Here is a 25,569-nt window from a genome sequence, read left to right on the forward strand (position 1 = left end):
CTTCCTCTCCATGGGAACGCCTTCCCCATGGAGTGATCATGACGTACTCGCTGCCGGACCTGCCCTACGCCTATGAGGCGCTGGAGCCGACCATTTCCGCCAACACCCTGCGCTTCCACCACGACAAGCACCACGCCGCGTACGTCACCGCGCTGAACGGCCTGCTGGACGGCGACGACAAGGGCTCGCTGGAAAACGTCATCAAGACCGCCGGCCCCGGCAAGGTGTTCAACAACGCCGCCCAGGCCTGGAACCACGCCTTCTTCTGGGACGGCCTCTCGCCGACCAAGACCGCGCCGGGCGCCGATCTGGCCGCCGCCATCGACTCCACCTTCGGCGGCCTGGACGCCCTGAAGGAAAAGTTCGTCGCCGAGGGCATCGGCCACTTCGGTTCGGGCTGGGTGTGGCTGGTCTCGGACGCCTCGGGCGCCCTGAAGGTCATCTCGACCCACGACGCCGAGAGCCCGGTCACCCAGGACCTGACGGCCCTGGTCGTCGCCGACGTCTGGGAGCACGCCTACTACCTGGATTACCAGAACCTGCGTAAGGCGTTCCTGGAGGCCGTCTTCGACAAGCTGGTCAACTGGACCCTGGCCGACAGCCAATACGCGGCCGCCAAGTCGGGCGCCCAGGGCTGGGCCTATCCGGCGCCGACCTAAGGTCCTTCGATCTCCGGAACGCCCGGCGAGCCGGGTGCGTTGTTTCGAAGCGAGGCCGTGAGCTTCGATCGCAACAACCGCCCTGGCGTCCGCCGGGCCTATCCGGAGAAGTCCCATGCTGAATTGGGCCGTGACCTTCCTGGTGATCGCCCTGATCGCCGCCCTGCTGGGTTTCACCAGCATCGCGGGGACGGCGATGGGTATCGCCAAGATCCTGTTCTTCGTGTTCCTGATCCTGTTCGTGGTGTCGCTGGCCAGCCATGCGTTCCGCGGACGCGGCGCGCCGCGATAGGCGGGAACGAAGACACGGAATGACGAGCGGCGCGGCCTTCGGGTCGCGCCGTTTTCGTTTGGGCCTCAGCCCCGGCGATCGAAGGCCCAGGTGCGCCAGACGTCGAAGCGGCCGCGCTCGTAGGCCATGGCCGCCACCCGCACGCAGCCGGGCTCGATCTCGATGACGTTGAAGCCGGGCGCCGCTCCGCGCTCGCGGTGGGACAGGGTGCCCGAGCCCACCGCCTGGGTCTTGCCGTCGCCGAACGGGATGGCGGTGACGAACGGCAAGTGGATATGGCCCGACAGGATGACGTCGGCCCCCGCCTGGACGAAGCGATTGGCCGCGTCGACGCCGCCTCGCACCTTGGCAGTCATCGGGCCGCCCAGGATCTCCATCAGCGGATGGTGGCAGACCACCACCTTCAGGTCGCCGGCCGGAGCGGCCTCCAGCTCGCGGACGACCCGCCGGACCTGGCCGTGCGACACCGCCCCCTTCGACCAGTTCCAGCGGATCTGGGCGACGCGGGCGCTGTTCAGCGAGGCCACGGTGAGGCCTGGCGTGCGCCAGGCCGCGCCGTCCTCGTCGCCGAACCGGTCCTTGAACCGGCCCCAGCCGCGCGCGAAGCGCGCCCAGAGTTCGCGCGGACCGACGAAGGGCGTGTCATGGTTGCCGGGAACGACGATCTGCGGATCGGGCAGGCGCTGGAGCCAGGTCGCGGCGGCGTCGAATTCGGGGATCTTGCCGTCCAGGGTCAGGTCGCCGGCGGCGATGACCAGGTCCGGCGCGGCCGCGATGATCCAGGCCGTGGCCGCCTCGACGGCTTCCTTGTTCTCGCCGCCGAAGTGGATGTCCGAGACCTGGATCAGCTTCATGAGCTGGTCTCGTCCGGCGGGACCAGAGCGCGGAAGGCCTTGGGGCGGAAGCGGATCGACGCCTCGGGATCCAGTCGCGCGGGCTCACCGTCGAAGATCGCCGGGATTCGGCCGCGCGCCCAGACCTTGCCCACCCGGCAGCGCCCCACCGCGACGGAGGGATCCTCGCGCCACTGGCCGCGCGCGGCGTTGAAGCCCAGGCGGAAGACGTCCAGCGCGCTGGACGGGTCCAGGGCCGCCGCCTCCAGGGCTCGCTCCTCGGCGTCCAGGGCGGTCGAGACCAGCGGACACATCAGGGTCAGGGCCTCGGCCTTCATCTTGGGACGGCCGTCCAGGGTGAAGCGCAGCCGGCCGGAAAAGGCGTTGCGGAAGGCCCGCCGGGCGCGCGCCAGGGCGATGTCGATCCGTCCCTCCCGCGCGGCCTCGCGCGCCGTCGCCCACAGGGCGGGGCTGCCCAGGATGGCGGCGACGAAGAACAATCGGCCGCCGACCTCGCCGCCCGAGATCATCCGGGCCTCGCCGCCTTCCAGGCAGGCCCTCATCGCCGCTTGCCAGTCGCGCTCGCCATAGAGGGCGCGGGGCAGCATGTTCATGGTCCCGCCCGGCAGGGGCGCGATCAACGGGCCGTCGGGGCCGGCCATCTCGGCCGCCGCCCGGGCCGTGCCGTCGCCGGCCAGGACCAGCACCGCGTCCGGCGCGCCGTCGATCACCGCCCGCAAGCAGTCGGTCAGCTCGCCGGTCGCGGGCGCATGGACGACGCCAGAGACGCCATGCTCGGCCAGAAGCCGCTCGGCGACCGCGGGCGCGTCCGGACCCACCGAGCCGGAAGCGATATTGGCGATGACGTCGATCCTGCGCACGCGCGTCCCCTCGCGAAAACTCCGGGACGCAACGGCCCGACGCGGGCCATGGTTCCGCTTGCCAACGGAACCGTCGACCCGGGGAGTCGTTTGCTGCAGCAGGGGACAGGAAGCTCGGATCGGAGAGCCAAGATGAAAATGACCATGATCGCCCTGATGGGCGTGGGTGTGATCGCCTCGGCGTGCACCTCGACGGGCAATGTCGAACGTAACGCCGCTGGCGGCGCCGCCTTGGGCGCGCTGGCTGGCGCGGTGATCGGCAACAATGTGGGCGGCGGCAGCGCCAGCACCGGCGCGGCGGTTGGCGCGGCCCTCGGCGGCACCGTCGGCGCCGTGAAGGGCTGCCGCGAGGACGGCGGCTGTGGCGCGAACAGCGTCAATCGTCGCCAGTACTATGACGAACGCGCGGGTCGCTATTATTACTACGACTCCCGCAGCGGTCGTTACTATTGGGAAGACGGCAGCACCCGCTACTAGTCGGCGGTCAGGCGACGACGCCCCAGTAAAAGGCGATCGGCCCTGCCGGTCGCCTTTTTCGTATCCGGCGGCGGTGGTTCGAAGAGGAGGGTTCGAATGAAGACGACGACGAAGCTCATCGCCTTGGGCGCGATCCTGGCCCTGGCCGGCTGCGCCGAGACGCAAGGACCGTGGCGCACGCTGCGCAAGCCCGTGGCGGCCGCGCCGCCGACCTGTGGCGACTTCCAGTCGTCGGTCTATTTCGAACAGGACAGCGCCGCCCTGACCCGCGAGGCGAAGATGGTGCTGTCCAACGCCCAGGACCAGGCGCGCGGCTGCGCGGTGAAGTCGGTGCGGGTGATCGGCCTGGCCGACGCGGTCGGGACCTCCGACGCCAACCTGGCGCTCTCCCGGCGTCGAGCCCAGACGGTGACCGAGGCCCTGGCCAAGGTCGGTTTCGGCAAGGTGGACATCGACGCGGCCGCCGTGGGCGACGCTGGCGCCGTGGCCGCCTCGGGCGCGGCGGCCCCGCTGCGCCGCCGGGCGGACATCCTGTTCGCCTTTGAAGCGCGGTAGCAGCTTTCGAATCCCACACCCGCTCTCCCCGGCGCGCGAGAAGGCGCGTCAGCCCTAATCTCTCCGGATGAATATGGGCCCCGGCTTTCGCCGGGGAAGCGGGGACTGGGGCATGTTGCTGAGCTATATGGCGCTCACCGCCGTGATCCCACGAAGAAAGGCGGGCCGGTGATCCGGTCCGCCTGAGTTCGCATCAACAAAGGGGGGTGCGAAGGCGGCAGGCTGGCTTGCGCCAGCCTCAAGTCGGGGGGGCGTCGCCGCCTTCGCAGTGATGAAAACGAGAAGCCGCGCGATGGGTTCCCGCTTCGCGCGATTTTTTTTGCAGGCGTTTTCCGCGGGCCTTTCCGGCCGTCGATTCGGGGAACGGCAGCGGCGGCAAGACGTTGAAATTCCAAGCGGACATCGTGTCCGTGGGAAAGGGGAGCAACGTCGTGATCCGGACTTACGTGGCCGAACATGGCGGTACGGTTTTCATTTCGGCGCCGACCCAGCGTCAGAAAAAGCTGCGCTCGCGGATCATGGCCTTGGCCGTGATCGTCGCGGTCGGCGCCTCCGCCGGGATGGTGCAGGCGTTCAACGACCGCCAACACGCGGACGCGGCCCGCATGTGGACTCCATAGGAGGTAGAAATCATGCCCGCCGACATTCATCATCAGGCCACGCCGGAACACGCGCCGCGCCTGAACGCCACCCGGGCCCGTCAGGGCCGCTGGGGCAAGCACGTCTTCTGGGTGCTGATCGCCTCGACTGTCCTCGCGGCGCTCGCCCTGTTCGGCGCCTGGACGTGGCGCGCGCCCGACCTGGCCTCGGTCGAGGTCAACAACGGCGCCAAGACCCCCGCCGAGGCCCAGCGTTACGACACCCCGCAGACCCCGGCGAAGCAGACGCCTTAAAGGGCCTTTACCGCCCCTCTCGCCTTGCGGGAGAGCCGGCCCACCAAATGGGTCAGGTGAGGGGTTGAAGACAAGATTCGCCGCGACTGGCCTCACCGCTGGTCGCGGTGGTTTTCGTTTGCGCGACCCCTCATCCTTCTCCCGCAAGAGGAGAAAAGGGAGCTTCAACGAAAAACGGCCTCCCTTTCGGAAGGCCGTTTCGCGTTCGGGACGTTCGAAACCCTTATGCCGCCTTGCGGGTGCGGCGCGGGTGGAAGAACAGCGCCTGGCCGATCGCCGCCTTCACCGTTTCCGGCTGGAAGGGCTTGGTGATCAGGAAGGTCGGTTCCGGGCGTTCGCCGGTCAGCAGGCGTTCCGGGAAGGCGGTGATGAAGATCACCGGCACGTCCATGCGGCCCAGGATGTCCTTGACCGCGTCGATGCCCGACGAGCCATCGGCCAGCTGGATGTCGGCCAGGACCAGGCCCGGGCTGTGACGGGCCACGGCCTCGACGGCCTCGCCGCGCGTGGCGGCGATGTCGATCACTTGGTGACCCAGTTCCTTGACCAGGGCTTCGATGTCGGCGGCGATGACCGGCTCGTCCTCGATGATCAGGACGTCGGTCGCCAGTTCGGCGTCGATTTCGGCCTGGGCGTCGGAGATCAGCCGTTCGACCTCGCCGAAGTCGCAGCCCAGGATCTGGGCGGCCTCGGTGGGCGTGAAGCCCTCCAGCGCCGTCAGCAGGAAGGCCTGGCGCGAACGCGGGGCGATGCGCAGCAGGCGCTGGGCGGCGTCGTCGCCGGTGGCGCTTTCGTCGCGGCGCGCTTCCAGCTGGGCGCCGGAGCTGAGCCAGATGGCGTGGAACACGCGGTACAGCGCCACGCGCGGCGACAGGTCGGCGTCCAGCGAACGCTCGCCGGCCGCCAGGGCCTCCAGGGCCACGCGGACATAGTGGTCGCCGGTCTGCTGGTCGCCGGTCAGGGCGCGGGCGTAGCGGCGGATATAGGGTAGATGCGGCGCCAGCCGAGCAAGAAGACTCATGACCCCTCCCGATGCGGTGTCTTCGGAAACATACCTAACGAACGGCGAAGCTGCGCCGTTCCGTCGAAGGTCGATAACGTTCCCTCAACTGAGCGGTTCCGTGAAACGCGGAATTTTGACATCCTATGCCCAAGCTTATGGAACCTGGTACGGAAAACCACGTTGTCGTCTGGCGGAAAGACATTCGGCCAAAGGGGGCGGACGCCGATGCATCTCGGTGTCGAGGATATGATCGAACACGTACCCATGGAAGACAAACGCAAGAGCGCCGCGGCGCTGGACGAAGCGCGTCTGCGTCAGCAGGCCATCGGCGTGAAACTGCGCCAGATGTTCGACGAGGTCGTCAACGAGGCTGTGCCTGACGAATTCCTCGAGATCCTTCGCAAGGCCGAGCCGCCGGCGGGAGGTCGCTGAGCATGGGCGAACCGCAAGTCGGCCGCTCGCCGCCCGATCCCGTCCGCGACAACCAGTTCAAGCGCGAGCTGGTCACGCTCATCCCGCATCTGCGCGCCTTCGCCCGCACCCTGACCGGTGATCCGACGGCCGCCGACGATCTGGCGCAGGACGCCATGATGAAGGCGTGGGACGCCCGTGCGTCGTTCCAGCTGGGCACCAACATGAAGGCCTGGACCTTCATGATCCTGCGCAACCAGTTCTATTCCGAGAAGCGCCGCAGCTGGCGCCAGAGCCAGCTGGACCAAGAGGCCGCCGAGCGGACCCTGGTGGCGGTCGACGATCCGGAAGCGCCCGTCGCCTTGGACGAACTCCGCCTGGGCCTGGCCATGTTGCCGGCCGAACAGCGCGAAGCCCTGATCCTGGTCGGGGCCGGCGGCTTCGCCTACGAGGAGGCCGCCGACATCTGCGGCTGCGCCGTCGGTACGGTGAAGAGCCGGGTCAGCCGGGCCCGTCGGGCCTTGCAGGCCATTCTCGAGGCGGGGGCCTATGATCGTGACGGCGGCGCGGCGGGCGACGCCATGCACGCGATCCTGGCTGACGCGGAGCGGCTGAGCTCTCTTCGGTGAACGCCTTAGCCGGCCGCGCCGCGCAGGCCGTTACATCCATCCGGGTCCGCCTGGCGGTCGCGCTGTTCGTAGCGCTGCTGCCCGTGCTCCTGCTGGGCGTCGCGCAGTCGATCTTCGCCTTCCGGGCCGAGTCCGACGCGCGCCGTCAGGGGCTGGAGTTGGCCGCCGCGCACAGCGCCTTCAGCGCCCGCACCCGCATCGAGTCGGCCGGGGTGCTGCTGCAGACCCTGGGCCCCGGCTCGGTGGGGCTGGAGTGCGCCCAGCGCCTGGCGGATGTCCGCGCGCGCCTGTCGGGCTACGCCAACCTGATCCGCTTCGACAGCCGTGGCCGGGTGGCCTGCGCGGCCGCCACCACGCCCTATGACACCCAGCGCGGCGCGCGGCCCTGGTTCCAGTCGCTGCGTAACGGCGCCCGCATGGTGGTGGCCGCCGCTCCCGGCGCGGCCTATGCCAACGAGCCGGCGGTGCTGGCCGCCGTTCGGGCCGGCACGCCTGAACGGTTCGACGGCGCCATGGCCGCCGTCCTGACCCTGGAAGACCTGAAGCTTGAGACCACCAGCCGGATCATGCCCAACGGGGCCGAGGTGGCCCTGGCCGACAGTAATGGCCGGATCTTCGCCGCCACCGATCCGCTGACCTTCGGGCCCGTCGCCGAACGCTGGCGGCGAGAGGCCAAGGAGGATGGCTCGGCCCTGTGGAGCGGCCACGACCCGCGCAAGCAGGCCCGCACCTATTCGGCCGCGCCCCTGGCCGACGGCGACGTGTTCGTGATCCTGTCGTCGCCCGCCCCCGCCTTGCTGTCCTGGGCCTGGATCAATCCCATCTCGCGCATGCTGCTGCCGTTGCTGGCCTTCTTCCTGGCCCTGGCCACGGTGTTGTGGGTGGCCGAGCGCGGCGTGGTTCGCTGGATCGTCTACCTGCAGCGCGTGGCGGCGATCTATGCGCGCGGCCGCTTCACCGTCCGCCCGCTGCAGGCCGAGCGCGCGCCGCCCGAGATCCGCGAGCTGGCCGCCACTCTGGACGCCATGGCTGGCACCATCGTCACCCGCGACGCCTCGCTGATGGACAGCCTGGCCGAGAAGGACGCGCTGATGCGCGAGATCCATCACCGGGTGAAGAACAACCTGCAGATCATCACCTCGCTGCTGAACATGCAGCAGCGGGCGCTGGCCGATCCGGCGGCCAAGGCGGCGATGAATGACACGCGCCAGCGGATCACCGCCCTGGCCCAGATCTACCGGGCCCTCTACCAGGGGCCGGATCTCAAGCGGGTGGACCTGCGGCCGTTCCTCGAGGAGCTGACCGCCCAGCTGCTGGCCAACGACATGACCACCTCGCCTCTGGTGCGCACCGAGGTCCACGCCGACCCGCTGGTCATCGACCCGGACCGTCTGGCCCCGATCGCCCTGTTCGCCGTCGAGGCCATCACCAACGCCCAGAAGCACGCGTTCGGCCCCAACGGCGGCACGCTGGTGGTCGGTTTCCACGTGCGCGGCGAGGAGGCTGAGCTGTCGATCAGCGACGATGGTCCAGGCGCGGCCGACAGCCTGGGCGGCGGTGTGGGGCGCACCCTGATGACGGCGTTCGCGCGCCAGCTGCGCGGCAAGGTCTCGTTCGAAAGCCAGGCGCCGAGGGGCCTGACCGTGCGCCTGATCTTCCCCACGCCGCAGGTCATGGCGCCCGCCGCATGAATCCGGAACCTAGCTTCGCCGCTGGCGTTCTCTCGGGGCAGTTATTCACACGCCCCGCCTCCCCGATGTCTGGGGCCGAACACCGGAGAAGACCATGCGTAAACTCGTGATTATCGCCGCCGCCCTCGCCTCTCTGTCGGTCGCGGCGTGCAACACCGTCGAAGGCGCCGGTAAGGACGTCTCGTCGGCCGGCAAGGCCGTCAGCGACACCGCCAAGGACGTCAAGTAAGGGCCTTTCGACCCTTCCTGATTTGAAAGCCCGCCGGTCTCGCCGGCGGGCTTTCTTGTCTTTCAGCAAGTGTTTCGGCTCTGCAACCTCAGGGCGGTCCGCCGCCATCGCGCTGAAAAACGGACAGGCCACGCTCGGGCTCTTATCGAGGGGCATCGGGCGCTTGCCGAACACCAAGACGATCTTTATCCACAGCGGCTGGCGCTGTTCCAGCACCTATGTCTGGCATCGCTTCCGGGGCCTGCCGGACGTGCGCGCCTATTACGAGCCGTGGCACGAGCAGCTGGCGCGGGTGACAGAGCGGACGATCAACGCCGAGACGCCCGACAACAGCGGCCTGCGCCACCCGGGCGGGACCGACCCCTACCTCAAGGAATTCGAGGTCGTCTTGGACCCCGCCGGCGGGGTCAGGGACTTCGACGCCAGTTTCGCCCTCGACCGCTTCTGGATCGAGCCCGAGGCCAGCGACCTGGCCCAGCAGGCCTATGTGCAAGGACTGGTCGACGCGGCCCGCCAGCGCGGTGAGACGCCGGTCCTGGCCTGTTGCCGCACCCTGGGCCGGGTGGGCTGGCTAAAGCGCCGGTTCGGCGGCTTCCATGTCATGCTGGTCCGTGATCCGGTGCAGCAGTGGCTGTCGTTCTATTCGCTGCGCAAGCGCCCCCGGCCGACCTATTTCGAGCTCTGCCACTACGTCCTGCTGTCGGAAATGGCGGGCTGCGAGGACGTCGCGCGCACCCTGCTGGGCCATGCGTTCGACGGGACGGGACCGTTGGACCGCCGCCTGGCCGCCGTGCGCGGCAGGCTCAAGCGCGCGCCGGCCAGCGTCTCGTTCCAGGCCTTCCTGGCGGTGTGGCTGCGGTCCTACCTGAAGGCCCTGCCGCAGGCCGACCTGGTGGTCGACGTCGACCGCCTGGCCCGCGACCAGGCCTATGCCCGCGAGGTCGAGGCGGCCATCGAGGCCGCTTGCGGTCTGAGGCCCGACTTCTCCGACTGCCGCGCCCCGGCCCAGCATGGCATCGCGCCGCCGGTGCAGTGGCGCCGCGCGGCGCGCGAGGTGGTCGACCTTATGGCGCTGCATCAGGCCATCGTCGGGCCCGAGGCGCACCCGATCCTGTTCCGCAAGCTGGCGCCGTCGTTCGCGGCGCTGACGCCGGCGCCGGTGGGGCCGATCACGAAACTGGGCGAGGCGGTGGGCGGCCTGATGGGCGGTGCGGCCTTGGCCCGCGCGCCCGCTAAGGCTTATGCGGCGGCCGCGCGCACCGACGGGTCGCGCAGATAGACGCCCGCTCCGCCGGGGGCGGCGGCCAGCAGGTGGTCCAGTCCGGTGATGTCGTCCTCAGGATCCAGCACCAGCACGCCGTCGGACGGCAGCAGGGCGACCAGCGACTGGGTCACCTTGGACCGCAGCGTCGGGTGCATGCCGCGCAGCACGCCACGTAGCAGGATCACGTCGAAACGGCCCATGGCCGACAGGTCGGCCAGCAGGTTGATCCGCTTCCAGCGCACCATCTGGCGGATGCGCGGCGAGATCGCCCAGGTGTCGTCCTGGTTCTCGAAATACTCGACCAGCAGGCGGATCGGCAGGCCGCGCTGGACCTCGAACTGGGTGTAGAGGCCCGCCTGGGCCTTCTCCAGGCAGCGCTCGGAAAGGTCCGAGCCGAAGAACTCGAAGCGCGTTCCGGTCGCCAGGCCCGTCGCCTCGTTGGCCGCCATGGCGATCGAATAGACCTCCTGGCCCGTGGCGCAGGCGGCGCTCCAGATGCGGATCGGCGCCTCGCGCCGCCGCGACAGGGCCGGCAGCACCTCGTCGCGCAGCTGGGCGAAGGCCTCGCGGCCGCGGAAGAAGGTGGTCTCGCAGCGGCACAGGGCCTCGACCACGGCCCAGATCAAGCGCTCCTCGCGATGGGCGCGCAGGCCCGCGATCAGGGCCTCGATCGACTCGTAGCCCTCGCGCCTCGCCAGCGGCGAGAGGCGGCTTTCGACCAGGTAAGGCTTTTCGATCTCGACCCGCACGCCGGCGCGGGCGCGGCCCAGGGCCGCCAGCAGGTCCATGTCCTCTGGGGTCACAGCAGCCCCGCCTCGGCGAACTTCGCCTCGATGATGTCGCCGTCGAACGGCTTCATGATGTACTCGTCCGCCCCGGCCTCGAGCGCCGCGCGGATATGGTCGATGCTGTTCTCGACCGTGCAGAAGATGACCTTGGGCGCGTCGCCGCCGGGTTCGGACCGCAGCTGGCGCAGGAACTCGATGCCGTTCATCACCGGCATGTTCCAGTCCAGGAGCACGGCGTCGGGCATGGCCGCGCGACACCACGCCAGGGCCTCGATGCCATCGGCGGCCTCGGCGATTTCGAAGCCGATGTCCTCGAGGACCCGGCGGGCGACCTTGCGGATCACCCGGCTGTCGTCGACCACGAGACAGGTCTTCACGGCGCGCTCCAATCCAGACGGCCATCGTCGCGCGGTCTGGTTAAGGAGCGGTTTGCCGAACCCCGGATCGGGGTGCGACAAATCAAAACAGTCGAAATGGGGTGGAAAACCCTTCTAGGCCGGGACCCAGGCGGCGATCGAGGCGCGTTCCTCGCCGATCTCGACGGCGATCTGGCCACCGGCTGCGCGGACCAAGGCGTTCAGATAGGCCGCCTGCACCCATGGGCCGCCCAGCCCCTCGGCCAGCGGCTCGCCCTTCAGGCCGGCCAGCACCTCGGGCCGCAGGCGGGCGCGGGGACCGTTGGCCTCGGCGATGATCGAAAAGCGCCCGTCCGAAGCCAGGCCCTTGACCGTCGCCACGCCGCCGGCCGGCAGGGCGCTGGCGGCGATCTGGGCGATGTTGAGGATGGCGCGCGAGGACGGCTTGTTCATCGCCTGCGGCTCGATCTGCCAGTCCAGGGTCGGCCGGACATGGGCGAATACGCCTTGGGCCAGCTTTTCCAGCTCGCGCGAGTCGAAGTTCTCGGCCGAGGCCGAGGCGCCGAACGCCACCCGGGTGAACTGCAGTAGATCCGCCAGCTTGCGGGCCGACGAGGCGATCAGGTTCATGGCGTCGTCGCGCATATCCTGGGCGGCCGGATCGTCCAGCAGGTCCAGGCCCGAGACGATGGCGCTGGCCGGGCTGATGAAGTCGTGGCACAGGCGCGCGGCCAGCATGGCGGCGAAGTCGGGGCCTTGGACGTCCGTTTCGGGGGACGCGGGAGCCGGGGTCTCGGAAACGGTATCGGTCATGGCGGCGAACTTTGCCGTGATTTGAGGCTTTGGCAAACCGGGCGGGTCCCTCTAAACGAAGCCCGTGATCGATCCGTTTCTAGAGCCTGGCGTCCTGGTGCGCCATCCGAGCCAGCCCGACTGGGGTTTGGGCCAGGTTCAATCCGTGGTCGGACACCGTGTGACCGTGAATTTCGAAGACGCCGGCAAGCAGACCATCGACGCCAATCACGTGCGTCTGGTCTTCGTCGGCGACGACCCCAGAGACCTGGGGTGAGGGGGCAGGAATGAGCAGCGAGAACCTGGCGGCCGAAGACCTCGCGGATTGGGGCCGCGCCCTGGCCAGGATCACCGAGGAGGCGGCGGTGGTCATCCTGCCGTTCTGGAAGACCGAACTGGCCGTGGCCCAGAAGGCCGACGAGAGCCCGGTCACCGAGGCCGACCGCGCTGGCGAGCGCCTGATCCTGCAACGCCTGGCGGAACTTTATCCGGACGTGCCGGTGATCTCCGAGGAGCATGCCAGCGAGTTCGGCACGCCGGAATCGATCGGTCCGCGCTTCTTCCTGGTCGATCCGGTCGACGGCACCAAGGCGTTCGTGCGCGGAGACCCCAACTTCACGGTCAATATCGGCCTGATCGATCACGGCGTCCCGGTCGCCGGCGCCGTCTGCGCGCCCGCCACGGGCGAGGTGTGGTTCACCTCGGCGGGCGGCGCGATCAAGCGCACGGGCCCCGACGGCGTCGAGACGCCGGCGCGCATCCGCGCCTGGCCGCTGGGTCAGGCCCTGGGGCTGGTCAGCCACACCATGCGCGAGGAAAAGGCCGCCGAGCTGGCCGCCGAGTACGGCTTCGACCTGCGCGCGCCGATGGATTCGTCGATCAAGATGTGCCGCATCGCCGAGGGCTCGGCCGACATCTATCCGCGCCATGGCCCGACCTCGGAGTGGGACACCGCCGCCGCCCACGCGGTGCTGGTCGCCGCTGGCGGGACGTTCACCCAGCCGGACGGTTCGCCGTTCCTGTATGGCAAGGCTGACCAGGCGTTCCGCAACGGCTGGTTCGTGGCGCGCGGCGGATAGATTTCAATCCTCCGCCAAGCGGGGGGAGGATTTCAAATCACGGCGCGTCCTCGATCACCGTTTCCGGCGGCGTCGTCAGGATCGCGCCGGCCGAGGCCGCGACGATGGCGGCGATGGCCAGCCATTGGGTCAGGACCAGGCGCTCGTGCAGGATGACCAGGCCCGCCAGGGCCCCGGCCGCCGGCTCGAGGCTGAGCATGACGCCGAACGTTCGCTTGGGGATGGCGCGCAGGGCGATCATCTCCAGCGAATAGGGAATGGCGCTGGACAGCACCGCCGCCACCAGGCCCAGGGCGATCAGCTTGGGCTGGAACAGGGCGGTCCCGGCCGAGACGACGCCGATCGGCACCACGATCAGAGCCGCGGTCACCATGCCCAGGGCCACCGACCGGCCCGCGTGCAGGTGGCCGGTTCGCTTGCCCAGGATGATGTACAGCGCCCACATCACCGCCGCGACGCAGGCGAAGCCCACCCCGACGGGATCCAACCGCTGGGCGCCGGGATCGATCGGCAACAGCAGGGCCAGGCCCAGGACCGCCAGGCCGATCCAGACGAAGTGGATCAGCTTGCGCGAGCTGGCGACCGACACGACCAGTGGTCCGGTGAACTCGATGGCCACGGCCAGGCCCAGCGGGATGGTGCGGATGGCCATGTAGAAGCTGAGGTTCAACAGGCCCATCACCGCGCCGTACAGCGCGATCCGGCCGAGATCCGCGCGGGCGATCGGGTGGTTCCAGGGCCGCCAGACCAGGACCAGGATCAGGGCCGCGAACCCGACCCGATAGGCGCTGGTCCCCTGCGCGCCGACCAGCGGGAACAGCCCCTTGGCCAGCGAGGTGCCCACGCACAGCGTGATGATCGCGCCCAGCAGGGCGGCGTAGGGGAGGAAACGTTGGCGGGCGGCGGACATGAGGCCGCTTTTAGGGAGCGAGACAGCCGGGCGCTAGGGTTGCCCGACCCAGTCTTCGCTGGCGTGACGGACGCGCTGGACGAGGATATCCCCACGGTCGAGCCGGTAGACGATGATGTGGCTCTTGTAGGGATGGACGCGCGCCCCTCGCAGTTCGGGGCGCTCCGTCGCCGCGAAGGGAAAGTCCGACAGGAAGGCGAAGGTCTGTTCCAGGCCCTCATGGTAGCGCTCGGCCTGCTCGGGGCCGAACATCTCCGCGCCCGAGACATAGATCTGGATGATGTCGTCTTCGGCCTTCCGGCTGAGCCTATACGCCACGGCGTTCGGCGGCTTTGAGACGCGCCGCCGCCAGGACCTCGCTCATGGATCTGGGGCTGACGCCGCTCTCCTCGGCCTCTTCGATAAGGCGCTGCATCGCCGCGATCTTGTCGGCGCGTTCCTGGTCCCGGCGGATCAGATCACGCACATAATCGCTGGCATTGCTGTAGCGCCCCGTTCCAGCCTGTTCCTCGACCCACGCTTTCATGGCGTCGGGCAGGGACACGTTCATCGTCGCCATGACTCACCTCCGGGGTGATCGTGACATTCTTTGGCAAAGATTGCCATATTTTCAGGTAAGCGGCGGGCCAGACGGATGCCGTCTGGCCCGCATCGCCCTACTTCTTCACCCAGCCGCCATCCAGCGGCTTCCAGTACTGGCCGGGCGCCAGGCGGCTGTAGAGCTGCTTGGCAGTGGCCTGGCCGGCGGCCTCGGGGGTCACGCCGGTCTTGGCGGCGATGTCCTTGTAGGCGGCGGCGCGGCCGGTGTTGATCTCGGCCACGGCCGAGCGCAGGCCGGCGTCGCCGCCGGACACGATGCCCAGATAGCCGTCGGCCTGTTCGCCCACCGTTCCGGCGGCCTTGGCCGAGTCCACCGCGGCCTTGGCGGCGGCCGATTGGGCCAGCGCCAGGTTGGCGCCGCCGGCGGCCATCGCCAGGCCCAGCGCCAGAACCGTCATCGTCTTGCGGATCATGTCGGTCCCTCCTTCTTAGAACAGGTTCGGGTTTTGCTGGATCAGCGTCTGGACTTCCTTGTCCAGTCGCACGCGCACGTCGGCGTCCAGCTTGGCGTAGATGTTGATCGGATCGACCTTCACGCGGACGGTGGGCGTGCAGGCGGCCGCGCCGAGCGCTCCCGTCGCGATCAGGGCCATCAAGAGGGCGCGCTTTCTCATGCGTCTGGTCTCCAGTTCGTCATCAGGTTGCCCGGTCACGGTTGAACCGGACCTGAACGGGTTGGGGCCGCCGGCTCCTCGTCGGCGAACGAGCGGCGCCAAGCCGCCAGAAGCTCGTCGAAGTTCAGCGACGTGTCGAGGGTCAGGTCGACCGGCGTCTTGGCCGGCAGGGCGATGCGCTTGTTGAAGGCGCGGCCGCGGATCAGGTCCAGTATGCCCACGCGGGCCTTCTCGGCCACCTTGGGATCATGCTCGCCCTTGATATGGAACAGGATCCCCAGGCGGCCCTTGTCGGTGCTGTTAACGCCCGCTTCCAACTGGTCGAAGGCCAGGTTCTCCATGGCCTGGTAGGCGAAGTCCTGGATGGCGTTGACCTGGGCCGGCTGGGCGGGCGGCGCGCCCGGGGCGTCGGCGGGGCTGGCGGCGACATTGGTCAGAGCGCTGCGGGCGATCTCCAGACGGCCGGGCTGGATCGCTTGGATCTTGCCTTGCTGGAAGCGCAGGCCCTCGGGCCCGAAGGTGAAGGGCAGGCGGCCGTCGACAACGGCCTGGGCCTTGACCTTGTCGGCCAGGGACGAGGCGGCCAGCACCTCGCCCAGGTCCAGATGCTCGATGACGATGACGCCGCTGATGGTCTTGCCGGGTTCGAACGGCACGTCGGTCGGCTCGATCGAGATCCGGCCCTTGGCGGCCTCGAACGTGGCCTTGGAGATGTGCAGGGCGTCGGCCCCCAGCTGGAACACCGACTCGATCGCCGTCAGCGGCACAAGGCTGTCGATCTTGACGATCTTCAGGGTCTGGTTCGGGGCGGTGGTCAGCGGGGCCAGGCTGTCGAAGTCGACCGCGCCGTCCAGCGTGGCCACGAAGCCGATCGGACTGGTGAAGTCCATCTTGTCGACCACCAGCCGGCCCCGGCTGGTCGCGCCTTTCGCGTCCCAGGCGAAGACGCCGGTGAAGCTGGCCGGGCCCTGGGCGTTCTTGGCGAAGGCGGCCATCGGCGACAGGTCGGCGGGCTGCAGGCCGCCCTTGGCGAAGGCCAGTTTCGAGGCGTCGATGTCGGCCTGGCCCTTGCCGGTCGCCACCACGTGGCGCAGGCGGATCTCACCCAGCGGCTGACCCACCGGCGTCGAGCCCTGGAAGGTCCCGCCCCACACGCCGCCCGACAGCGTGAGGCCACCCTTGGCGAGAACGCTGTTGAAGCGGCGCTCGGGGGCGGCGTCGGTCACCGCCGCGCCGTCGACCCGGACGCTGGCTCGGTCGAAACCGCCGGCCCCGCCGAAGGTCGCCTCGCCCTTGACGTTCTGCAGCTTGGCCTGGGCCACGGCCAGTAACCCCTCGCCGTTCTCGAAGCGCAAGGCCGCGCTCCAGCCGTTGGCCCCGGCCGCGACCAGCGGGGCCTTGGCGGGGCAGAGACTGGCCTTGATGTCGGTGACCGGGTTCTCGCCCAGGGCGTAGGCCTTGGCGGTGATCGGAACGCACTTGGCCGTGGTCAGGGTGAAACGGCCGCCGGCGATGCGCGCCTGACCGTCGATGGCCCCGGTGACGCCCTGGATCGGGAGCAGGTCGAAAGCCTCGGTGGCGATCGAGAGGGGCGAGGTCATCACCCCGTCCTTCGCGCGCCAGGCCGGGGCGAGGACCTTCACGACCGGCAGGCTGCCGCCCGACAGCGAGGCCCGCAGCCCCCGCGCGCGCCGTCCGGGCCGGCGTCCAGCAGCAGGCCGTTCGGCGCGGCGGCGGTTAGGATCACGCCATTGGGGGCGGAAAGCCGCGCCTCGCGGGCCAGGCTCACGTGCGCGCGGCCGTCCCGCAGGTCCAGGCCGACGGCCGGCAGCGACAGGTCGAAGGTCCGCAGGGCCTGGGCCAGCGGCTTGCCGTAGGCGGGGTTGGGGATCAGGGCCGCCAGGCGCTGGGCGTCGGGGGCGGAGATTCCGCTGTGGCCGCCGGCCGAGCCGTCCAGCGCCAGGGTCAGGCCTCGCGGCCCGTGGTCGATCCGGCCCTTGGCGTTCAGACGGGCCGAAGCCAGCGCCAGGGCCCCGCCGGCCAGCCGCGCGGCCTCGGCGTCGATGGCCAAGGGACCGCTGACCGAGACGGTCTTGTCGCGGGCCGTCAGGCCCAGAGTGTCCGAGCGCGCGCCGGCCCGCAGGCCGCGTACGGCCGTTCCGGCGGCCACGGCCTCGCTGGCCCGCAACTCGGCGCTGGCCGCGCCGCGCGCGGTGATCTGCCCCTGGGCGCGGCCGGCCGAGACGCGGGTGATGTCCAGGGCCAGGCTGGCGTCACGAGCGTCCAGCGACGGGGCCGACAGCCGCGCACCGCGCAAGGCCCCGCGCGAGCGGCCCAGGAAGGCGAAATTGTCGGGCCCGCCCTCGATACGGCCCGCCAGGGTCAGGTCGCCAGCCAGGTCCTCGGCCTGGCTTTCGCCCAACCGGCCGCCGTCGGCGCGCACGGCCAGCCGCGCCTCCAGCGGTCCGCTGGCGCTCAGCTTGGCCAGATCCGGATAGGGCAGGTCGGCCGACAGCGTGGCGGTGGCGCCGGTCAGGTCGGCGGCCTCGCTGTCCAGGCTGTCGATGGCCAGTGAGACCTCGACGGTCAGCCGGTCGCCGCGCTTGCGGGCCGAGACAGTCGCGCCCTTGCTGTCCAGGGCCAGGTTCCGGGCGGCGTAGCGCAGCGGCGCCAGGCGGCCGTCGAAGCGCAGGAGCTGGCCGTCGTCCAGGCTGGCGTCGCCGGTGATCCGGGCGTTGCCGCCGGGGGTGACCAGGTCCAGGCGCGCGTCCTCGACCAGGATGGCTGGGCCTGGGACGTTGGGCTTCTTCGGCGACTTCAGCGCCTCGTCGATCAGCGGCTGCAGCGCGCCGAAGCGCACCTGGCCCTTCTCGTCGATGCTGGCGCGCACGCGGGGCCGGACCAGGCGCACGGCGCGGGTCTGGACGCCGAACTTCTCGCCATTCCACGGCGCGGAGAGATCATAGGCGACCTCCAGCCGGTCGGCGGAGAACACGGGATTGTCGCGCGCGCCTAGGCGGACCCGGCCGGTGAAGCCGGTGGCGTCCAGGTCGTCCAGCTCGACGGCGGCCTCGATCCCGTGGTCGCGCAGCCAGGCCTCGGCCAGTTCGCGGCTGATCTCGCGCCGGCCCGACCAGACCACCAGGCCGGTCGCGATGAAGGCCAGCATCGACAGCGACACCGCTTCCAGGCCCAGATCGACCAGCCGCGCGCGATCCCAGGCGCGCTTCGTCCCGGCGCCGGGGGGCGAGGTCTTCGGTTCGGGCGGGGTGGTGGCGTCGGCCATAGGTCCTGGAAATCTGATCCCTAAGAAGCCCCCCGGCTAAGCTTTAGATCCCTATTTCGAAAAACCCAGCACGTCTTGCATGTCATAGAGGCCGGGCGGCTTGCCCCTGACCCAGACGGCGGCGGCGATGGCGCCGCGCGCGAACAGACCCCGGTCGATGGCCGAGTGCGACAGGGTCAGGCTCTCGGACTCGCCGGCGAAGATCACGCTGTGCTCGCCGATGATCCCGCCGCCGCGCACGACCGAGAAGCCGATCGCGCCCTCCTTGCGGGGACCGGTGACGCCGTCGCGGCCGCGGTCGGCGACCTGGCCTAGCCCGACCCCGCGTCCGTCGGCGGCGGCCTCGCCCAGCATCAGCGCCGTGCCCGAGGGGGCGTCGACCTTGCGCTTGTGATGGGCCTCGTAGACCTCGATGTCCCAGTCCTGGGCCGTCAGGGCGGCGGCCGCCTGGCGCACCAGGCCCATCAGCATGTTGACGCCCAGCGAATAGTTGCCCGAGCGGACGATGGCGATCCTCGTCGCGGCGGCGTCGATGCGGGCCAGCTGGCCGTCGGAAAAACCGGTCGAGCCGATCACCAGGGCCGGGGCGTGGCTATGATGCACGGCGCGGGCGGCGGCGGCCTCGGCCAGGAGCGCCGAGGCCTCGGGAAGGGTGAAATCGATCACGGCGTCGGCGGCGGCCAGGGCGGCGTCGGCGCTGACCAGGTGCTCGCCCTCGGCGCCCGGGCGGTCAAAGCGCGCGGCCAGCACCGCGTCGGCCCGGCCGTCCAGCGTCTGGATCACGGCTTGGCCCATGCGGCCAAGGGCGCCGGCGACGGCGATCTTCACAGGCTGGGACAAGACCGGCTCCAGGACAACGTGCCGAGCAAATCGCCCAATCCGCCCCCGAAGGTCAACCTCGCGTCCGCTTCCCGAAGGTCAGCGACGTTGACGCAACGCCAATTCCAACAAGCGTTTGCTGGAGTTTTTCGAGCTTCGACCGGTTGTGACGCTCCCTCCCGCTCGTTACGCTGGTCGCGCATAAGGGCGCGTTCGCATGGATCGGCGCGTCCCCTCTTCAACTTGCGCAGCAGGAATGGGAAACGCCGAATGAGCGACGCGGAACGCAAGACCTTCACGGACGCGGAGGCCTTGGCCTTCCACCGCTATCCGACCCCCGGCAAGATCGCCATCGTGCCGACCAAGCCGATGGCCACCCAGCGCGACCTGTCGCTGGCCTATTCGCCGGGCGTCGCCGTGCCCGTCCACGCCATCGCCGCCGATCCGGACCTGGCCTACGAGTACACCTCCAAGGGCAACCTGGTGGCGGTGATCTCCAACGGCACCGCGATCCTGGGCCTGGGCGACCTGGGCGCGCTCGCCTCCAAGCCCGTGATGGAAGGCAAGAGCGTCCTTTTCAAGCGCTTCGGCGACGTCGACTCGATCGACATCGAGGTGAGCTCCAAGGATCCCGACGAGATCATCACGGTGGTCAAGAACATCGGCGTCACCTTCGGCGGCATCAATCTGGAGGACATCAAGAGCCCCGAGTGTTTCCGCATCGAGACCGAGCTGCAGGACCTGCTGGACATCCCGGTGTTCCACGACGACCAGCACGGCACGGCCATCATCTGCGCCGCCGGCCTGATCAACGCCTGCCACATCACCGGCAAGAAGCTGGAGGACGTGAAGGTCGTGCTGAACGGTCCTGGCGCGGCGGGCATCGCCTCGCTGGAGCTGATCAAGGCCATGGGCGTGCGCCCGGGCAATGTCATCGCGGTCGACTCCAAGGGCGTGCTCTACGAGGGCCGCACCGAGGGCATGAACCAGTGGAAGAGCGCCCACGCGGTCAAGACCGACAAGCGCACCCTGGCCGATGCGGTTGAAGGCGCCGACGTGCTGCTGGGACTTTCCGCCAAGGGTGCCTTCACGCCTGAGATGATCGCGACGATGGCCCCCAATCCGGTCATCTTCGCCATGGCCAATCCTGATCCCGAGATCACGCCCGAAGAGGTGCACAAGGTCCGCAAGGACGCGATCATGGGCACGGGCCGGTCGGACTATCCCAACCAGGTCAACAACGTCCTGGGCTTCCCCTACATCTTCCGCGGCGCGCTGGACGTGCGGGCCCGCCGCGTCAATCACGAGATGAAGATCGCCTGCGCCCAGGCTCTGGCCATGCTGGCCCGCGAGGACGTGCCAGATGAGGTCGCCGCCGCCTATCATGGCCGTCAGCTGAAGTTCGGCCCCAACTACATCATTCCGTCGGCCTTCGATCCGCGCCTGATCTGGTACGTGCCGCCGTTCGTGGCCCAGGCGGCGATGGACACCGGCGTCGCCCGCCGGCCGATCGCCGACATGGACGCCTATCGCGCCAGCCTGGCCCAGCGCCTGGATCCGACCGCCGGCTTCCTGCAGAAGATCTCGGGCGCGGTCCTGGCCAATCCCAAGCGCATCGTGTTCGCCGAGGGCGAGGATCCCAGCGTCATCCGCGCCGCCTACGCCTATCAGACCGGCGGCTATGGCCGGGCCATCCTGTGCGGCCGCGAGAACCTGGTGCACGAGAACATGAAGCTGGTCGGCCTGGATCCCGAGACCGCCGACCTGGAGATCGTCAACGCCCGGCTGTCCGATCGCAATCCGGACTATGTCGACGCCCTCTATTCGCGCCTGCAACGCCAGGGCTATCTGAAGCGCGACGTCCAGCGCCTGATCAACCAGGACCGCAACAGCTTCGCCGCCTCAATGGTGGCGCTGGGCGAGGCCGACGGCATGGTCACCGGCGTGACCCGCAGCTTCGACCAGGCGCTGGAAGAGGTGTTGCGGGTGATCGACCCGGCCCCCGGCGGCCGGATCATGGGCATGTCGGTGGTGCTGGCCAAGGGCCGCACGATCTTCGTGGCCGACACCAACGTCACCGAGCTGCCCGAAGCCGACGAGATCGTCGAGATCGCCTGCGAGGCGGCTCGCGCCGTCAAGCGCCTGGGCTTCAAGCCGCGCGTGGCCTTCATGAGCTACTCGACCTTCGGCAATCCGATGGGCCTGCGCTCGGAGAAGGTGCGCGAGGCGGTGGCCATGCTCGACGAGATGACCGTCGACTTCGAGTACGAGGGCGAGATGCCGCCCGAGCTGGCCCTGGATCCTGAAAAGCGCGCCAACTATCCGTTCATGCGCCTGACCGACAGCGCCAACATCCTGATCATGCCGGCCATCCACTCGGCCTCGATCGCCACCAAGCTGGTGCAGTCGCTGGGCGGCGCCACGGTGATCGGGCCGGTGCTGCTGGGCCTGGGCAAATCGGTGCAGATTGCGCCGCTGTCCGCCTCGGTGTCCAAGATCCTGAACATGGCGATGATGGCCGCCTACGACCAACCGGAGGATGACGCGGCGGCGTAGGCTCGGCCAAAGCCGCCGCGACAGGGCGCCGCACGCTCTTCAACGCCGGGCGTCCGGTCCCATCTAAATCCTGTCGGCAACAGTACGCCGACGCGTAAGCCCTCCGGCCGGCGTCCAACCCCTTGCGGCGCCGGCCGGCCCTTACAAGGGATGGAGCGGCCAGCGCCGCTGGCCCCCACCTGACCACGCTGCGCGTGGTCGTCCGCCCCCAAAGGGGGCGGAAGGTGATCCCCGCCGTCCTTCTTCCCCCTCCGGGGGAGGAGCGCCGCAGGCGCGGAGGGGGCGAGTAAGGGGATTAGAGCGGCTGTATCCTCGGAATTCACGATATCGAACCCAGCGAAATCAAGCGCTTGTCGATTTTACGCGCTCTTGAATGATCCGCGTTGAATCCCACCCTCATACTGCTTGTCACCTGATGGCTCGGAAGGGACGTCCGGCCGGCGATCGAGACGGCTGTCAGGGGTGGTCGAGCGGGAAGCGCTCGCCGGGTCTCTCTCGGGAGGCTCGTCTTCGCGACGGATCCAGATGCGGGCTCCCTGAAACATCGGGACGAAGCCCCAGATCCTTCCCTTAGGGGGCGGCGAAGATCAGGCGAACGCGGCAGGTCCGGGCTGAAATCGCCCGAGCGTTCCGGGACCGGGGTCGTCGCCCTGGCCCGCCCGTCGGGGGCCTCTCGTGGGAGCGGGTTAAGACCCCGCCGCCTCGCGGGCTCACCGAATAACGAACTACGCGGAGCGTCCTGGCTTCGTCGAAACGGTATCAAACTGCTCATCCTCCGGGCGACGCCCGGCGCTCCGCGTCCCTTTCCATGCCTTCAGCGGCACGCCGCGTGAAGCGGCGCCGTCGTGCGACAACGCGTCTCTTGAGCGACTCGCTCAGCAGGCGGACGCTTCTCCTCTCTTTCGCGTGGAGTGTCCTCGATGGCGTTCAGTGCGTTCGAACTGCAGCTGCAGGGCTATGGCCTGACCACGGCCGAGATCCATTATCACCTGCCCGATCACCCCCACCTGCTGCAGCTCTATGTCTGGCAGGAGTACGACCTGGCCCCGAAATTCCCGACCCTGAAGGGCTTCCTCGACTTCTGGAGCCGCGAGCTGGACGGGGTGCTGCACTCGGTCAGCATCGCCCACAACCGGCTGGTCGGACCCCGCGAATGGCGGGCCGTGAACGGGGTGCTCACGCTGCATTGAGATTTGCTGGGCTTGCGCCAGGGCCTTCCGGACCGTAACTCCCCCGCGATGACCACGGCCAAGATCTGCGGACTGTCGACGCCCGAGACGGTGAAGGCCGCCTTCGACGGCGGGGCGGCTTTCCTGGGCTTCGTCTTCTTCGAGAAGAGCCCGCGCAACGTCGCGCCCGAAACGGCGGCGCGGCTGGTCGAGCCGGTTCGCGGTCGCGGCGTGAAGACGGTGGCCGTGACGGTCGATCCCGACGACGCCCTGATCGACCGCCTGATGGCCACGATGAAGCCCGACCTGATCCAGGTGCATGGCAAGGAGACGCCCTCGCGGGTCCGCGAGATCGCCGCCCGGTCCGGCGTCGGCGTGATCAAGGCCTTCTCGGTCGCCGCGTCGGCCGATGTCGACCAGGCCGCCGCCTTCGACTCCGTCGCCGAGCACCTGATGTTCGACGCCAAGCCCGTGGAAGGTTCCGCCTTGCCGGGCGGCACGGGCGCAAGGTTCGACTGGGGACTGCTCGAAGGCCGGCGTTTTTCTCGCCCACATTTCCTGGCCGGAGGGCTGGACCCATGGAACGTCGCCGAGGCGATCCGGGTCTCCGGAACCCCGATCGTCGACGTTTCCTCTGGCGTGGAGCGCGGTCCGGGCCTAAAGGACCCCGCTCTGATCTCGGCGTTTCTCGACGCCGTCAAACGCGTCTAGCTTTTGGATGAGCCTTTGAACGCCCCCAACAAGCCTAACGACTGGTCCGCCTATCCGGACGCCAAGGGCCGCTTCGGCGACTATGGCGGCCTCTATGTGGCCGAAACCCTGATGCCGCTCGTGCTCGAGCTGGACCGCGCCTACACCGAGGCCAAGAACGATCCCAGCTTCCAGAAAGAGCTGAAGGGCTACCTGACCCATTATGTGGGCCGCCCTTCGCCGCTCTATTTCGCCGAACGGCTCAGCAAGCATCTCGGCGGCGCCAAGATCTATTTCAAGCGCGAGGAGCTGAACCACACCGGCGCGCACAAGATCAACAACTGCATGGGCCAGATCCTGCTGGCCCAGCGCATGGGCAAGACGCGGATCATCGCCGAGACCGGCGCCGGCCAGCACGGCGTGGCCAGCGCGACCGTCACGGCCCGCTTCGGCCTGCCCTGCGTCGTCTATATGGGCGCCGTCGACGTCGCCCGGCAGAAGCCCAATGTCTTCCGCATGAACCTCCTGGGCGCCGAAGTGCGACCGGTGACCTCGGGCGCGGCGACCCTGAAGGACGCCATGAACGAGGCGATGCGCGACTGGGTCACCAACGTGCACGACACCTACTACATGATCGGCACCGCCGCCGGTCCGCACCCCTATCCCGCCATGGTCCGAGACTTCCAGGCGGTGATCGGCAGCGAGACCCGCGAACAGATCCAGGAAGCCGAGGGCCGGCTTCCAGACGCCGTCGTGGCCTGCGTCGGCGGTGGTTCGAACGCCATCGGCATGTTCCACCCGTTCCTGGCCGACGAGAGCGTCAAGATCTACGGCGTCGAGGCCTCGGGCCACGGGCTGGAGACCGACAAGCACGCCGCGTCCCTGACCGGCGGCCGCCCAGGCGTGCTGCACGGCAACAAGACCTACCTGCTGCAGGACGACGACGGCCAGATCCTGGACGCCCACTCGATCTCGGCGGGGCTGGACTATCCGGGCATCGGGCCGGAGCACTCGTTCCTGCACGACATCGGCCGGGCCCAATACCTGACCTGCACCGACGACGAGGCCCTGAAGGCCTTCCAGCTGTGCGCCGAACTCGAGGGCATCATTCCCGCCCTGGAAAGCGCCCACGCCCTGGCCAAGCTGCCCCAGCTGGCCAAGGAGATCGGCGAGGGCGGCGTGATCGTGCTCTGCCTGTCGGGCCGAGGCGACAAGGACATCTTCACCGTCGCCGACGCGCTCGGGCGGACGATCTAGAGGCCGTATGACCAAGGACCGTATCGACCGTCGCTTCGCGGCGCTGAAGGCCGGGGGCCGCGCCGCTTTCGTGGCCTATGTCATGGCCGGCGATCCGGACGCGGCGACCGCGCTCGAGATCGTCAAGGGCCTGCCGGCCGCCGGCGCCGACATCATCGAGCTGGGCTTCCCGTTCTCGGACCCGATGGCCGAGGGCCCGACCATCCAGCGCGCCAGCCAGCGCGCCCTGGCCCAGAAGATGACGCTGAACGGCACGCTGGACATCGTCCGCGCCTTCCGCGAAGGCGACCAGGACACGCCGATCATCCTGATGGGCTATCTGAATCCGCTGGTGAACCGCGGTTTCGAGACCTTCGCCAAGCAGGCCAACGAAGCCGGTGTCGACGGTCTGATCGTGGTCGATTGTCCGCCGGAAGAAGCCGATCCGCTGTCGGACGCGCTGGAGGCCGAAGGTCTCGCGCTGATCCGCCTGGCCTCGCCGACGACGGATGACAAGCGCCTGCCGGCCGTGATCCGCCGCACCTCGGGCTTCGTCTATTACGTCTCGGTCGCCGGGGTGACCGGCGTCAAGGAAGCCGACGCCGACGCCGTGGCGCCGGCGGTCGAACGCATCCGCAAGGCCTCGGGCCTGCCGGTCGCGGTCGGCTTCGGCATCCGCACGGCCGAACGCGCCGCCGAGGTGGCCCGCGTGGCCGACGCGGCGGTGGTGGGTTCGGCGCTCGTGGATGAAATCGAATCCGCGGCGCGGTTGAACGAAAACGTGACTGACAAGGTTCTTCTAAAAGCGTCGGAGCTGGCTAAGGCTGTGCGTTCGGCGCGAGTCGGGACGAAGTGAG

32 protein-coding genes and 1 pseudogene are annotated in these 25,569 nt (G+C 69.2%); 19 read left to right on the top strand and 14 right to left on the bottom strand.

Translation table 11 applies throughout. The annotated features are described in order from the left end of the window. Positions 1–38 precede the first annotated feature (38 nt). Positions 39–659, top strand: coding sequence for a superoxide dismutase (locus MZV50_RS00990; RefSeq protein WP_252632538.1), 621 nt, complete (start codon positions 39–41; stop codon positions 657–659). 115 nt (positions 660–774) lie between these two features. Further along, entirely contained in the window at positions 775–951 is a 177-nt protein-coding gene (locus tag MZV50_RS00995) for a DUF1328 domain-containing protein (protein WP_252632539.1), read from the top strand. 65 nt (positions 952–1,016) lie between these two features. On the opposite strand, the gene MZV50_RS01000 is transcribed toward MZV50_RS00995, so the two are convergent. Together MZV50_RS01000 and MZV50_RS01005 are read right to left on the bottom strand one after the other, a co-directional pair. Beyond that, on the bottom strand, positions 1,017–1,805 hold the full coding sequence (locus MZV50_RS01000; protein ID WP_252632540.1) for a metallophosphoesterase family protein: 789 nt from the start codon (positions 1,803–1,805) through the stop codon (positions 1,017–1,019). Then, positions 1,802–2,665 carry a diacylglycerol/lipid kinase family protein gene (locus tag MZV50_RS01005; RefSeq protein ID WP_252632541.1) on the bottom strand — a complete coding sequence of 288 codons (864 nt, stop codon included), beginning with the start codon at positions 2,663–2,665 and terminating at the stop codon, positions 1,802–1,804. The genes MZV50_RS01000 and MZV50_RS01005 overlap by 4 nt, the downstream gene beginning before the upstream one ends. Before the next feature lie 132 nt (positions 2,666–2,797). Between MZV50_RS01005 and MZV50_RS01010 the strand changes: the two genes are divergently transcribed. From MZV50_RS01010 to MZV50_RS01025, 4 genes are all read left to right on the top strand, one after another. Beyond that, positions 2,798–3,142 (top strand): YMGG-like glycine zipper-containing protein, encoded by a 345-nt coding sequence (locus tag MZV50_RS01010; protein WP_252632542.1) that lies wholly within the window; start codon positions 2,798–2,800, stop codon positions 3,140–3,142. Positions 3,143–3,238: 96 nt separating this feature from the next. Continuing rightward, entirely contained in the window at positions 3,239–3,697 is a 459-nt protein-coding gene (locus MZV50_RS01015; protein WP_252632544.1) for an OmpA family protein, read from the top strand. A 383-nt stretch (positions 3,698–4,080) separates the two neighbouring features. Then, the gene (locus MZV50_RS01020; protein ID WP_252632546.1) at positions 4,081–4,317 is read left to right on the top strand and encodes a hypothetical protein; all 237 of its coding nucleotides are present in this window, start codon (positions 4,081–4,083) and stop codon (positions 4,315–4,317) included. A 12-nt stretch (positions 4,318–4,329) separates the two neighbouring features. Next, positions 4,330–4,590 (top strand): hypothetical protein, encoded by a 261-nt coding sequence (locus tag MZV50_RS01025; protein ID WP_252632547.1) that lies wholly within the window; start codon positions 4,330–4,332, stop codon positions 4,588–4,590. 223 nt (positions 4,591–4,813) lie between these two features. Here MZV50_RS01025 and phyR read toward each other — a convergent pair whose 3' ends face one another. Beyond that, on the bottom strand, positions 4,814–5,611 hold the full coding sequence (phyR, locus tag MZV50_RS01030) for an anti-anti sigma factor/receiver protein PhyR (protein ID WP_252632549.1): 798 nt from the start codon (positions 5,609–5,611) through the stop codon (positions 4,814–4,816). A gap of 228 nt (positions 5,612–5,839) precedes the next feature. Here phyR and nepR point away from each other — a divergent pair, with 228 nt between their 5' ends. The 5 genes from nepR to MZV50_RS01055 all read left to right on the top strand — a co-directional run bounded on the left by nepR (position 5,840) and on the right by MZV50_RS01055 (position 9,832). Continuing rightward, on the top strand, positions 5,840–6,025 hold the full coding sequence (gene nepR / locus MZV50_RS01035; protein ID WP_252635326.1) for an anti-sigma T factor NepR: 186 nt from the start codon (positions 5,840–5,842) through the stop codon (positions 6,023–6,025). A gap of 2 nt (positions 6,026–6,027) precedes the next feature. Beyond that, positions 6,028–6,633 carry a sigma-70 family RNA polymerase sigma factor gene (locus tag MZV50_RS01040; RefSeq protein ID WP_252632550.1) on the top strand — a complete coding sequence of 202 codons (606 nt, stop codon included), beginning with the start codon at positions 6,028–6,030 and terminating at the stop codon, positions 6,631–6,633. Further along, on the top strand, positions 6,630–8,324 hold the full coding sequence (phyK, locus tag MZV50_RS01045; protein ID WP_252632551.1) for a sensor histidine kinase PhyK: 1,695 nt from the start codon (positions 6,630–6,632) through the stop codon (positions 8,322–8,324). The genes MZV50_RS01040 and phyK overlap by 4 nt, the downstream gene beginning before the upstream one ends. Positions 8,325–8,418: 94 nt before the next feature. Then, positions 8,419–8,553, top strand: a complete 135-nt coding sequence (locus MZV50_RS01050) for an entericidin A/B family lipoprotein (RefSeq protein ID WP_099575337.1) — start codon at positions 8,419–8,421, stop codon at positions 8,551–8,553. Positions 8,554–8,716: 163 nt separating this feature from the next. Further along, complete coding sequence (locus MZV50_RS01055) at positions 8,717–9,832, top strand: hypothetical protein (RefSeq protein WP_252632552.1); 1,116 nt, start codon at positions 8,717–8,719, stop codon at positions 9,830–9,832. Here the strand turns inward: MZV50_RS01055 and MZV50_RS01060 are convergent. The 3 genes from MZV50_RS01060 to chpT form a co-directional block, all read right to left on the bottom strand. Further along, positions 9,793–10,620: a CheR family methyltransferase gene (locus tag MZV50_RS01060; RefSeq protein ID WP_252632554.1), complete on the bottom strand. Its 828-nt coding sequence runs from the start codon at positions 10,618–10,620 to the stop codon at positions 9,793–9,795. The two genes, MZV50_RS01055 and MZV50_RS01060, sit on opposite strands and share 40 nt — an antisense overlap. Beyond that, the gene (locus tag MZV50_RS01065) at positions 10,617–10,994 is read right to left on the bottom strand and encodes a response regulator (protein WP_252632555.1); all 378 of its coding nucleotides are present in this window, start codon (positions 10,992–10,994) and stop codon (positions 10,617–10,619) included. Before MZV50_RS01065 ends, MZV50_RS01060 begins: the two co-directional genes overlap by 4 nt. Positions 10,995–11,096: 102 nt before the next feature. Then, a complete protein-coding gene (gene chpT, locus MZV50_RS01070; protein ID WP_252632557.1) occupies positions 11,097–11,774 on the bottom strand; it encodes a histidine phosphotransferase ChpT in 678 nt (225 codons plus the stop codon). Between the two features lie 64 nt (positions 11,775–11,838). Between chpT and MZV50_RS01075 the strand changes: the two genes are divergently transcribed. Together MZV50_RS01075 and cysQ are read left to right on the top strand one after the other, a co-directional pair. Further along, positions 11,839–12,030, top strand: a complete 192-nt coding sequence (locus tag MZV50_RS01075) for a DUF3553 domain-containing protein (RefSeq protein WP_252632558.1) — start codon at positions 11,839–11,841, stop codon at positions 12,028–12,030. 10 nt (positions 12,031–12,040) lie between these two features. Then, positions 12,041–12,832 (top strand): 3'(2'),5'-bisphosphate nucleotidase CysQ, encoded by a 792-nt coding sequence (gene cysQ, locus MZV50_RS01080; protein ID WP_252632560.1) that lies wholly within the window; start codon positions 12,041–12,043, stop codon positions 12,830–12,832. A gap of 37 nt (positions 12,833–12,869) precedes the next feature. Here cysQ and MZV50_RS01085 read toward each other — a convergent pair whose 3' ends face one another. The 8 genes from MZV50_RS01085 to dapB form a co-directional block, all read right to left on the bottom strand. Continuing rightward, on the bottom strand, positions 12,870–13,742 hold the full coding sequence (locus MZV50_RS01085; protein ID WP_252632562.1) for an EamA family transporter: 873 nt from the start codon (positions 13,740–13,742) through the stop codon (positions 12,870–12,872). A 33-nt stretch (positions 13,743–13,775) separates the two neighbouring features. Then, positions 13,776–14,060 carry a type II toxin-antitoxin system RelE/ParE family toxin gene (locus MZV50_RS01090; RefSeq protein ID WP_252632564.1) on the bottom strand — a complete coding sequence of 95 codons (285 nt, stop codon included), beginning with the start codon at positions 14,058–14,060 and terminating at the stop codon, positions 13,776–13,778. Continuing rightward, positions 14,050–14,301, bottom strand: coding sequence for a type II toxin-antitoxin system ParD family antitoxin (locus MZV50_RS01095; RefSeq protein ID WP_252632566.1), 252 nt, complete (start codon positions 14,299–14,301; stop codon positions 14,050–14,052). Before MZV50_RS01095 ends, MZV50_RS01090 begins: the two co-directional genes overlap by 11 nt. A gap of 97 nt (positions 14,302–14,398) precedes the next feature. Continuing rightward, the gene (locus MZV50_RS01100) at positions 14,399–14,755 is read right to left on the bottom strand and encodes a YdbL family protein (protein WP_223392274.1); all 357 of its coding nucleotides are present in this window, start codon (positions 14,753–14,755) and stop codon (positions 14,399–14,401) included. A gap of 15 nt (positions 14,756–14,770) precedes the next feature. Next, positions 14,771–14,956, bottom strand: a complete 186-nt coding sequence (locus MZV50_RS01105; protein WP_252632567.1) for a YnbE family lipoprotein — start codon at positions 14,954–14,956, stop codon at positions 14,771–14,773. A gap of 35 nt (positions 14,957–14,991) precedes the next feature. Beyond that, complete coding sequence (locus MZV50_RS01110; RefSeq protein WP_252632568.1) at positions 14,992–16,557, bottom strand: intermembrane phospholipid transport protein YdbH family protein; 1,566 nt, start codon at positions 16,555–16,557, stop codon at positions 14,992–14,994. Positions 16,558–16,595: 38 nt separating this feature from the next. Further along, on the bottom strand, positions 16,596–18,242 hold the full coding sequence (locus MZV50_RS01115) for a hypothetical protein (RefSeq protein ID WP_252632569.1): 1,647 nt from the start codon (positions 18,240–18,242) through the stop codon (positions 16,596–16,598). Between the two features lie 51 nt (positions 18,243–18,293). After that, positions 18,294–19,082 carry a 4-hydroxy-tetrahydrodipicolinate reductase gene (dapB, locus tag MZV50_RS01120; protein ID WP_252632571.1) on the bottom strand — a complete coding sequence of 263 codons (789 nt, stop codon included), beginning with the start codon at positions 19,080–19,082 and terminating at the stop codon, positions 18,294–18,296. Positions 19,083–19,331: 249 nt separating this feature from the next. Between dapB and MZV50_RS01125 the strand changes: the two genes are divergently transcribed. From MZV50_RS01125 to trpA, 6 genes and pseudogenes are all read left to right on the top strand, one after another. Beyond that, positions 19,332–21,617, top strand: a complete 2,286-nt coding sequence (locus MZV50_RS01125) for an NADP-dependent malic enzyme (protein ID WP_252632573.1) — start codon at positions 19,332–19,334, stop codon at positions 21,615–21,617. Positions 21,618–21,817: 200 nt separating this feature from the next. Beyond that, positions 21,818–21,907: pseudogene (locus MZV50_RS01130) on the top strand (hypothetical protein); the annotation flags it as partial. 630 nt (positions 21,908–22,537) lie between these two features. Further along, on the top strand, positions 22,538–22,807 hold the full coding sequence (locus MZV50_RS01135; RefSeq protein WP_252632574.1) for an usg protein: 270 nt from the start codon (positions 22,538–22,540) through the stop codon (positions 22,805–22,807). A 48-nt stretch (positions 22,808–22,855) separates the two neighbouring features. Then, positions 22,856–23,497 (top strand): phosphoribosylanthranilate isomerase, encoded by a 642-nt coding sequence (locus tag MZV50_RS01140; RefSeq protein WP_252632576.1) that lies wholly within the window; start codon positions 22,856–22,858, stop codon positions 23,495–23,497. 15 nt (positions 23,498–23,512) lie between these two features. Next, on the top strand, positions 23,513–24,733 hold the full coding sequence (gene trpB, locus MZV50_RS01145) for a tryptophan synthase subunit beta (RefSeq protein WP_252632577.1): 1,221 nt from the start codon (positions 23,513–23,515) through the stop codon (positions 24,731–24,733). Positions 24,734–24,740: 7 nt separating this feature from the next. Continuing rightward, positions 24,741–25,568 (top strand): tryptophan synthase subunit alpha, encoded by an 828-nt coding sequence (trpA, locus tag MZV50_RS01150; protein WP_252632578.1) that lies wholly within the window; start codon positions 24,741–24,743, stop codon positions 25,566–25,568. Position 25,569 lies beyond the last annotated feature (1 nt).

This window comes from Caulobacter segnis, from assembly GCF_023935105.1.
GTDB lineage: Bacteria > Pseudomonadota > Alphaproteobacteria > Caulobacterales > Caulobacteraceae > Caulobacter > Caulobacter segnis_B.